Below are 7,939 nucleotides of genomic sequence, written 5' to 3' on the forward strand. Positions count from 1 at the left end.
GATGTGCTCCCGCGAAGGCGGGAGCCCAGACTGGACCCCCGCCTTCGCGGGGGTACAAAGGGGCCGTGCGTTTTGATCTTCTCTGCCATCCGGAAACGCCCGCCAGCGAGGTGACGGGGGTCACCGTAGAAGTGCTTGTGGGCCAGGATGACGTGCTTCTGACCTATTGCGTGCATGACTATGGCAAGGTGACAGTCCCGCCGTGGCAATCCCCGGCTCGGGTGAACGGACTGTGGCGGACAACCTGCTTCGAGATGTTCCTAATGCCGGCAGGCGAAGACGGCTATGTCGAATTCAATTTCTCGCCGTCGTGCGAGTGGGCCGCTTATGCATTCACCGGTTACCGCGACGGCATGTGTTCCCTTGGCCGGGATGTGGCTCCACATATCGAGCGATTGGCGGACGGCGTGGAGGTTGATTGCCATCTTGGCGGGCTGCCAGGTGGAGCGCTGCACCTCGCCCTCTCCGCCGTGATCGAGGAAGCCGACGGCACCAAATCCTATTGGGCGCTCGCGCATCCGCCGGGCCCGCCGGACTTCCACCATCCTGCTTGCTTCGCCGCGACGCTGCCGTCACCAGCGGCGCCATGAAGTTCGGGATCGACCGCCTCCTCGCCGACGCCAGCCTCCGCCGCCCGCTGGAGGGCAAGCGCGTGGCGCTGCTCGCCCATCCCGCCTCGGTCACCGCGGACCTGACCCACAGCCTCGACGCGCTGATCGCCGCCGGGGTGAACATCACCGCGGTGTTTGGCCCGCAGCACGGCGTGCGCGGTGATCTCCAGGACAATATGATGGAGACGCCGGACGATACCGATCCGGTCTACGGCATGCCGGTGTTCAGCCTCTATGGCGAGGTGCGGCGGCCCACCGATGCGTCGATGGACACGTTCGACGTGCTGTTGGTCGATCTTCAGGATGTCGGCTGCCGCATCTATACCTTCCTCACGACCCTGCTCTACCTGCTGGAAGCGGCCGCCCGCCACGGCAAGGCAGTGTGGGTGCTCGATCGGCCCAATCCCGCCGGTCGCCCGGTGGAGGGGACGCTGCTCCAGCCCGGCTGGGAGAGCTTCGTTGGGGCGGCGCCGATACCGATGCGGCATGGCATGACGCTGGGCGAGATGGGCCACTGGTTCGTCGCGCACTTCGGGCTGGACGTCGACTATCGCGTGATCGCGATGGAGGGATGGCGGCCCGACGAAGCGCCGGGCTTCGGCTGGCCCGAGAGCCGCGTCTGGATCAACCCCAGCCCCAATGCCGCGAACGTCAACATGGCGCGCGCCTATGCCGGCACGGTGATGCTGGAAGGGACGACGCTGTCCGAAGGCCGCGGCACCACCCGCCCGCTCGAACTGTTCGGCGCGCCCGACCTCGATGCGCGCTCGCTGATCGCGGAGATGCGGCGGATCGCGCCCGGCTGGCTCGCCGGCGTCACGCTGCGCGACTTCTGGTTCCAGCCGACCTTCCACAAGCATGTCGGGCAGCTTTGCGCGGGCGTGTTCCTCCATGCCGAGGGGCCGGCGTACGACCATAAAGCGTTCCGCCCGTGGCGGGTGCAGGCGGCCGGGTTCAAGGCGATCCGCGCGCTCCACCCCGGCTACGATCTGTGGCGCGACTTCCCCTACGAATATGCCTTCGGGAAGCTGCCGATCGACGTGATCAACGGCGGCCCGGCCCTGCGGGAATGGGTCGATGATCCCGCTGCGGTGCCTGCCGACCTCGACGCGCAGGCCGAGTCGGACGAAGCGGCATGGCGCGCGGCGCGCGCGGCGCATCTTCTGTACTGATTTCACCGCAGATATCAGGAGCTTCATCCCGCCGCGCGCAAACCGCGGCGCGACCGACTCGACTCTTAATCCTTGTTGGCTAATCTGACTGCGACTCGTGCACAAAGCCCGAGTCGTGATTTCGGCGCCAAGGGTCGGGGGCGACGTGGAATCTGATATTCGCTATTACTCGCGGCGCGCTGCCGCGGAACTGCTTGCCGCACGTCGCGCCGTCACGCCGGAAGCGCGTGCGCGCCGGATGGTGCTTGCGCAAAGTTACCAGGAGAAGCTGCGCGCGCTGGGGGCGTAGCCGCCTCAACTTGCCCGTTGTGCTGAGTGACATCGAAGCACTTGCGCAGGCGGAGCCTCGCACCCTTCGACTTCGCTCAGGGCGAACGGCTGTGGTTCAGACCGATTGCGATGCGGACTTCACCGCTTCCGCGTCAGTTCCCGCATCGCATCGTCCAGCCCCGACAGCGTCAGCGGGTACATGCGGTCGGTCATCAGCTCGCGGATCACCTTCACCGACTGCGAATAGCCCCATTGCGACTCGGCCACGGGATTGAGCCACACTGCCGCAGGATAGGTGGTCGTCAGCCGGTGCATCCACACTGCGCCCGCTTCCTCGTTGAAATGCTCCACCGAACCGCCCGGATGGGTGATCTCATAAGGGCTCATCGACGCGTCGCCGACGAACACGAGCTTATAGTCGTGGCCGTATTTGTGCAGCACGTCCCACATCGGCGTGCGTTCGGAGAAGCGACGCTTGTTGTCCTTCCACACGCCCTCATAGGGGCAATTGTGGAAGTAGAAGAACTCCAGGTTCTTGAACTCCGATGTCGCCGCGGAGAACAGTTCCTCGCACAGCTTGACGAACGGGTCCATCGATCCGCCGACGTCCAGGAACAGCAGCAGCTTCACCGCATTGCGCCGCTCCGGGCGCATTTTCACGTCCAGCCAGCCCTGGCGCGCGGTGCCGTCGATCGTGCCGTCGATGTCGAGTTCGTCGGCCGCGCCCTCGCGCGCGAACTTGCGCAGCCGGCGCAGCGCCACCTTGATGTTGCGGGTGCCCAGTTCGCGCGTGTTGTCGAGGTTCTTGAACTCGCGCTGGTCCCAGACCTTGAGCGCGCGCTTCTGCTTGCCCTCGCCGCCGATCCGCACGCCTTCAGGATTGTAGCCGGAGTTGCCGTACGGACTCGTCCCGCCGGTGCCGATCCACTTGGAGCCGCCCTCATGGCGCTTCTGCTGCTCCTCCAGACGCTGCTTCAGCGTCTCCATGATCTCCTCCCAGGAGCCGAGCGACTTGATCGCCGCCATCTCCTCGGGGGACAGGTATTTCTCGGCGATCGCCTTGAGCCAGTCCTCGGGCACCTCGGCGCCGACCTGCGCGAAGCTGGTTTCCAGTCCCTTGAACACCTTGGCGAAGACCTGGTCGAACCTGTCGAGCAGCCCCTCATCTTTCACGTAGACCGATCGGCTCAGGTAGTAGAATTGCTCGGGCGTCCGCTCGATCACCTCGCCGTCTAGCGCTTCCAGCAGCACAAGATGCTCCTTCATGCTGGCCGGGATTCCGGCACTCCGAAGCTCGTCAAGGAAGTTGAGGAACATGGGCTTAGGATGGCCCGCTTGCGTGGCGCTGTCTAGCGCGTCGGCGCGGATCCCGGGCCGGCATAGGCGTCGATCAGCGCGCCGACATAATCGGGGTTGCGCGCGGTCAGTTCGGGCGTGGGGCGGCCGGGGGCGTAGATGAAGCCGTGGACGCGGTAGGTGGTCGCGCCCAGCCCGGTCGCGTCCTTGTACCAAACGCGCACCTCGCTCCAGTCATTGTCCTCGGACACGTCGAACAGGGTCACGTCCTGCTCGGTGTGCCCGCGCTCGCCGTCCTGTCGTGACCAGTTGGCATGAGTGAGCATCAGCACCCGGTCCTCAACGATCCGGCTGACCACCGCGACATGGCCCAGGCGTAGCCGCGGCTGTTTCGCGAAGGCAACCACCGAGCCCACGCGAGGCTTGTGACCGCGGTTGTACTTGCCCTTGGCCTGGTCCCACCACGTCCAGGCATCGCCGTAGATCTGGATGCCGGACGCGTTGCGCGCGAACGGCACGCACTCGCCGACATAGTCGAGCAGGCCGCGCGCTTGCGCGGGAAGGGCGGGCACCAGGCACAGGGCCGCCGCGATGAAAGCGTGGGGGGAGCGCTTCATGCTTTCGGCATAAGCGCTTACGGGTAAGCCGGAGCTTGCCTGTTATGGTTAACGCAGTCTTGCCGTCGCCGGTCAGGCCGTCTCGAACGCAGCGACCGCCTTGTCGACATGGTCGCTGTAGCGAAAGATGCCGGGCAGTTGGCGCACCGCGCGGCGCTGACGCACCGCCCAGCGGAACTCGGCCAGTGATTCGAGTGCGGGACGGATCGCCTCGAACTCGGCCTCCCGCCGGTCGACCGAAGCATCGGACAGCGGACGCGGCGCCTTGCTGAGCCCGATGTCGCCGCGGATCGTCTTGGGATCAACAGTCCGATCGAAGGCGAATTGTTCGTCCTCGAAGCGCAGGCCCAGGGTTCGCGACAGGAAGCGCGGCGCCTGCGGCTTGGCGGTCAGCTTCTCATACGGGACGATCAGCGCATCATGATCGCGCGCCAAGTCGCCCAGACGTCGGAGGTTGCGGCGGCTGCGGCGCACCCACCGTACAAACGTGTCGGAATCGGCCTGTGTCTCCGGCGCCCCCCACCAGTCGCGCCGCGCCTGCACCAAGCTGAGGAAGATATGGAAGGGGTTGCGCACCAGCACAACCAGCTCCCGCGCGACGCCCGCGGGCGCTGTGCGCAGCAACTCGTCTATGCGGTCGAGGAACGGGTCGAGCGTGCTCGTCTCCTTCACCAGCAGCACGTCCCGGTCCGCCGGCGCGTCGGCGGCGAATGTCGTCAGGAAATCGGGCCAGGGCATTGGAGCGGCAGGGTCGATTCGCTCGCGATGGCCGTTCCACGGCTCGAACACTGGATGGACGCGGCTATGCGCCCCCAGCAGCGCTGCGGTCACGGTGGTGCCCGACCGCGGCAGCGCCGCGATCGCGATCAGTCTCGTCCAACTGGTCACTCAGGTCCTGTTCGCCTGCCGCTTGGCCATGAAGGCCAGCCGCTCGAACAGCATCACGTCCTGCTCGTTCTTCAGCAGCGCGCCATGCAGCGGCGGGATCGCCTTGGTGGGGTCGCGGTTCTGGAGCACGTCGAGCGGCATGTCCTCGTGCAGCAGCAGCTTCAGCCAATCGAGCAGCTCGCTCGTCGAAGGCTTCTTCTTGAGGCCGGGCACTTCGCGCACCTCGTAGAAGATGTCCATTGCCTTAGAGACGAGGATCTTCTGGATGCCGGGGAAGTGCACGTCGACGATCGCCTGCATGGTCTCGCGATCGGGAAACTTGATGTAATGGAAGAAACAGCGGCGCAGAAAGGCGTCGGGCAGTTCCTTCTCGTTGTTGCTGGTGATGACCACGATCGGCCGCTCGGCGGCGCGCACCGTCTTCTTGGTCTCATAGACGTGGAACTCCATCCGGTCGAGTTCCTGGAGCAGGTCGTTGGGAAACTCGATGTCGGCCTTGTCGATCTCGTCGATCAGCAGCACGGGCACCTGCGGCGCGGTGAATGCCTCCCATAGCTTGCCGCGGCGAATGTAGTTGGAGATATCGTGGACGCGCTCGTCGCCCAGCTGCCCGTCGCGCAGCCGCGCGACCGCGTCATATTCGTACAGGCCCTGCTGCGCCTTGGTCGTGGACTTCACGTTCCATTCGATCAGCGGTGCGCCGGTCGCCTTGGCGATCTCATAAGCGAGGACGGTCTTGCCGGTGCCCGGCTCGCCCTTCACCAGCAGCGGGCGGCGCAACATTACCGCGGCGTTGACCGCAACCTTCAGGTCGTCGGTCGCGACATAGCTTTGGGTACCTTCGAACCGCTTCATGCCGGATCCTCGTCCGCTTTGACTTGACCCACACGTAAGGGCATCCCGTTGCGATAGGCAAGCGGTTCGGGGCGTATCACAGCGTGCGCGCACGGGCATGCCGAGTTGCGCGCGAGGATGCGGGCTCCTATTGCGGCCGGATCGTTGACTTGCCGGCGTCGGTCCGACGTTTCGTAGGAGGGATTCTGGCCGTGCGGCGAAAGGGCTGGGGGGAGGAGCCGGACGCAATCTGCGCGGAAATCCGGTCGAACCGGCGGCCGTTCAAGATCGTGCTGAAGACCCGCAACGAAGGGCTGTTGCTGCGCAAATGGGTGGAACATCATCGGCGCATCTGCGGCCCGCAGGGGCTCATCATCTTCGACAACGGCAGCACTATGCCGGAAGTGCTGGCGTATCTTGACGAGATCGCTGACGACATCCCCGTCTATAGCTACACCTGGATGCACAATTTCATCCACAATCGCGACAAGCGGTTCAGGCTTTTGTATGATGCTTTGCGCGCCTCTAGCGACTATCACCTGTTTCTGGATACTGACGAGTTCCTTTACTGGGCGGATGAGGAGGGTGGATACCGCGACGACGCGACGGTCGCGGAGCGGATTGTCGGGACTGGGCAGCAGGCGATCCCCGGCATATGGGCGCACAATCAACCGGGGCAGGAACGCCACTTGCGTCTCACTTTCCGCAAGGGGCGGCTGGAGGCCGGGATCCGCGGCGGTAAACCGGTGTTGTCCAGTGCGGTGGAGGTGAGCGGAGAAATCTGCCACAACAGCCAAGTTCCAAAAGACTTGTTCCGCGGTGCCTCGGTCGGTAACGTGATTATCGCCCACCTGCGGAACTTTTCGGCGCAGCAGCGGATCGCCGCCAATGTCGAGAAGATCAGCAGCTACAATCGCACGACTAAAATCTTGCACACCGTTGGGCTTACCGGAGAGGTGCTGACGCTGGAGGAGCTGTTGCGCGTCGACGATCGTAGACTTGGCCCCGGTAACGCCCGAAACTATCTTGCGGAGATTCGGCTGCTGACGGCAGGTGTCGGTGAGGCGACGAGCGACGGTGCTGGAGCGGTCCCCATCGTTATCTTCGCGGATGGCCGCATGACGTTCGCGAACAAGCGCGAGCGCCAAGAAATCCTCGCTTTCCTGAACGACCCGGCGGAGGTTCTGGCGGCTGCGCTTCTGGCGCCTCGCTGAGCCGACGGATCAGCGTCGATCGCGGGCGGCCGCGCGCGCCTCCAGCAGCGACCACAGCTGGCGCTGCTGGGTGAGCAGCTGACGCGCGCCGAACAGGCGGGCGCGGTCGTCCAGGAGGTCGAAGGGGGGGGGAACCGGGGAGATCGGGGGAGGGGACCGTGATCCCGGCTCGTCCAGCCAGAAGATCCAGGATGGGCCGCACGGCGTGCCAATCGACTACCAATGCGAAGGCGGCGCCAATAGCGCAGCCAATCCGGTCCGAGGAAGCGAGCGCCTCCAGCGCATGGCGCTGCCCGACCAGCGCGGCTTCGCTCTGGGCCTGTCCGGGCGTCGACGGGGTAGGGCCGGCGGCGGCGACCACCGCAGCCAGATAGTTGCGTTCGGCGGTAAAGCCTTCCGCGGCATGGCGCAGCAAGGGGGTCAGCAACGGATCGACGACGCGCAGCGCGGCGGTGTCGATGCAGGTGGGATGGCTGCCGTAGAGCTTGCACAGGCCATGCGCCGCATCCGAAAGGTCGCGCGGGTCGCAGGCGTCCAGCAGATGCGCGATCCAAGCCTCGCCGGCGCTGCCTTCCGAGCGCACGAGGGCGTCGAGTGCGTGCTCGTCGCTGTCCCGTGCCAAAGCCAGTACCATGCGTCCCTCGATTCCCGGCGGTATGCCGGCAATCCTGCCGCCACCGCTGCCACGTTCGAGCATGGGCCTAGCCGATCGTCGTAAAGGCGCGGTTTACGACAGGGTCATTGACCGGCAAGAATTTGCCGGACCCGGCAATCGGGTCCGGCTGGCTGTCCTATTGATCGAGGAAGCTGCGCATCTTGCGGCTGCGGCTGGGGTGCTTCAGCTTGCGCAGCGCCTTGGCCTCGATCTGGCGGATGCGCTCGCGAGTCACCGAGAACTGCTGGCCCACTTCCTCGAGCGTGTGATCGGTGTTCATGCCGATGCCGAAGCGCATGCGCAGCACACGCTCCTCGCGCGGAGTGAGGCTGGCGAGGACGCGGGTGACCGTTTCCTTGAGGTTCGCCTGGATCGCGGCGTC

The 7,939-nt window shown here is 65.4% G+C and carries 10 protein-coding genes and 1 pseudogene; 4 read left to right on the forward strand and 7 right to left on the reverse strand.

Features of this window, described 5'->3' with window-relative positions; genetic code table 11:
• Positions 1-65 precede the first annotated feature (65 nt).
• The 3 genes from ACFDTH_RS08620 (at position 66) to ACFDTH_RS08630 (ending at position 2,072) form a co-directional block, all read left to right on the forward strand.
• Positions 66-590 (forward strand): DOMON-like domain-containing protein, encoded by a 525-nt coding sequence (locus tag ACFDTH_RS08620; protein WP_375287122.1) that lies wholly within the window; start codon positions 66-68, stop codon positions 588-590.
• Entirely contained in the window at positions 587-1,783 is a 1,197-nt protein-coding gene (locus ACFDTH_RS08625; RefSeq protein WP_375287123.1) for an exo-beta-N-acetylmuramidase NamZ domain-containing protein, read from the forward strand. Before ACFDTH_RS08620 ends, ACFDTH_RS08625 begins: the two co-directional genes overlap by 4 nt.
• A gap of 145 nt (positions 1,784-1,928) precedes the next feature.
• Complete coding sequence (locus ACFDTH_RS08630; protein WP_375287124.1) at positions 1,929-2,072, forward strand: hypothetical protein; 144 nt, start codon at positions 1,929-1,931, stop codon at positions 2,070-2,072.
• A gap of 119 nt (positions 2,073-2,191) precedes the next feature.
• Here the strand turns inward: ACFDTH_RS08630 and ACFDTH_RS08635 are convergent, their stop codons facing one another.
• From ACFDTH_RS08635 to ACFDTH_RS08650, 4 genes are all read right to left on the reverse strand, one after another.
• Positions 2,192-3,370, reverse strand: coding sequence for a VWA domain-containing protein (locus ACFDTH_RS08635; protein WP_375287125.1), 1,179 nt, complete (start codon positions 3,368-3,370; stop codon positions 2,192-2,194).
• A 32-nt stretch (positions 3,371-3,402) separates the two neighbouring features.
• Positions 3,403-3,966: a CHAP domain-containing protein gene (locus ACFDTH_RS08640; protein ID WP_375287126.1), complete on the reverse strand. Its 564-nt coding sequence runs from the start codon at positions 3,964-3,966 to the stop codon at positions 3,403-3,405.
• Positions 3,967-4,038: 72 nt separating this feature from the next.
• The gene (locus tag ACFDTH_RS08645; RefSeq protein WP_375287127.1) at positions 4,039-4,854 is read right to left on the reverse strand and encodes a hypothetical protein; all 816 of its coding nucleotides are present in this window, start codon (positions 4,852-4,854) and stop codon (positions 4,039-4,041) included.
• Positions 4,855-5,709, reverse strand: coding sequence for an AAA family ATPase (locus ACFDTH_RS08650; protein ID WP_375287128.1), 855 nt, complete (start codon positions 5,707-5,709; stop codon positions 4,855-4,857).
• Positions 5,710-5,792: 83 nt separating this feature from the next.
• Between ACFDTH_RS08650 and ACFDTH_RS08655 the strand changes: the two genes are divergently transcribed.
• A complete protein-coding gene (locus tag ACFDTH_RS08655) occupies positions 5,793-6,902 on the forward strand; it encodes a glycosyltransferase family 2 protein (RefSeq protein ID WP_375287129.1) in 1,110 nt (369 codons plus the stop codon).
• Positions 6,903-6,911: 9 nt separating this feature from the next.
• Here ACFDTH_RS08655 and ACFDTH_RS08660 read toward each other — a convergent pair whose 3' ends face one another.
• The 3 genes and pseudogenes from ACFDTH_RS08660 to ACFDTH_RS08670 form a co-directional block, all read right to left on the reverse strand.
• Entirely contained in the window at positions 6,912-7,115 is a 204-nt protein-coding gene (locus tag ACFDTH_RS08660) for a hypothetical protein (protein WP_375287135.1), read from the reverse strand.
• Positions 7,096-7,599, reverse strand: a pseudogene (locus ACFDTH_RS08665) (hypothetical protein); the annotation flags it as partial. The pseudogene ACFDTH_RS08665 and the gene ACFDTH_RS08660, both read right to left, overlap by 20 nt.
• A gap of 94 nt (positions 7,600-7,693) precedes the next feature.
• Positions 7,694-7,939 (reverse strand): sigma-70 family RNA polymerase sigma factor (locus ACFDTH_RS08670; RefSeq protein ID WP_375287130.1); only part of this gene is annotated, 246 nt, incomplete at its 5' end.

Origin of the sequence: Sphingomonas sp. (assembly GCF_042096255.1) — a bacterium.
Classification (GTDB): Bacteria; Pseudomonadota; Alphaproteobacteria; order Sphingomonadales; family Sphingomonadaceae; genus Sphingomonas.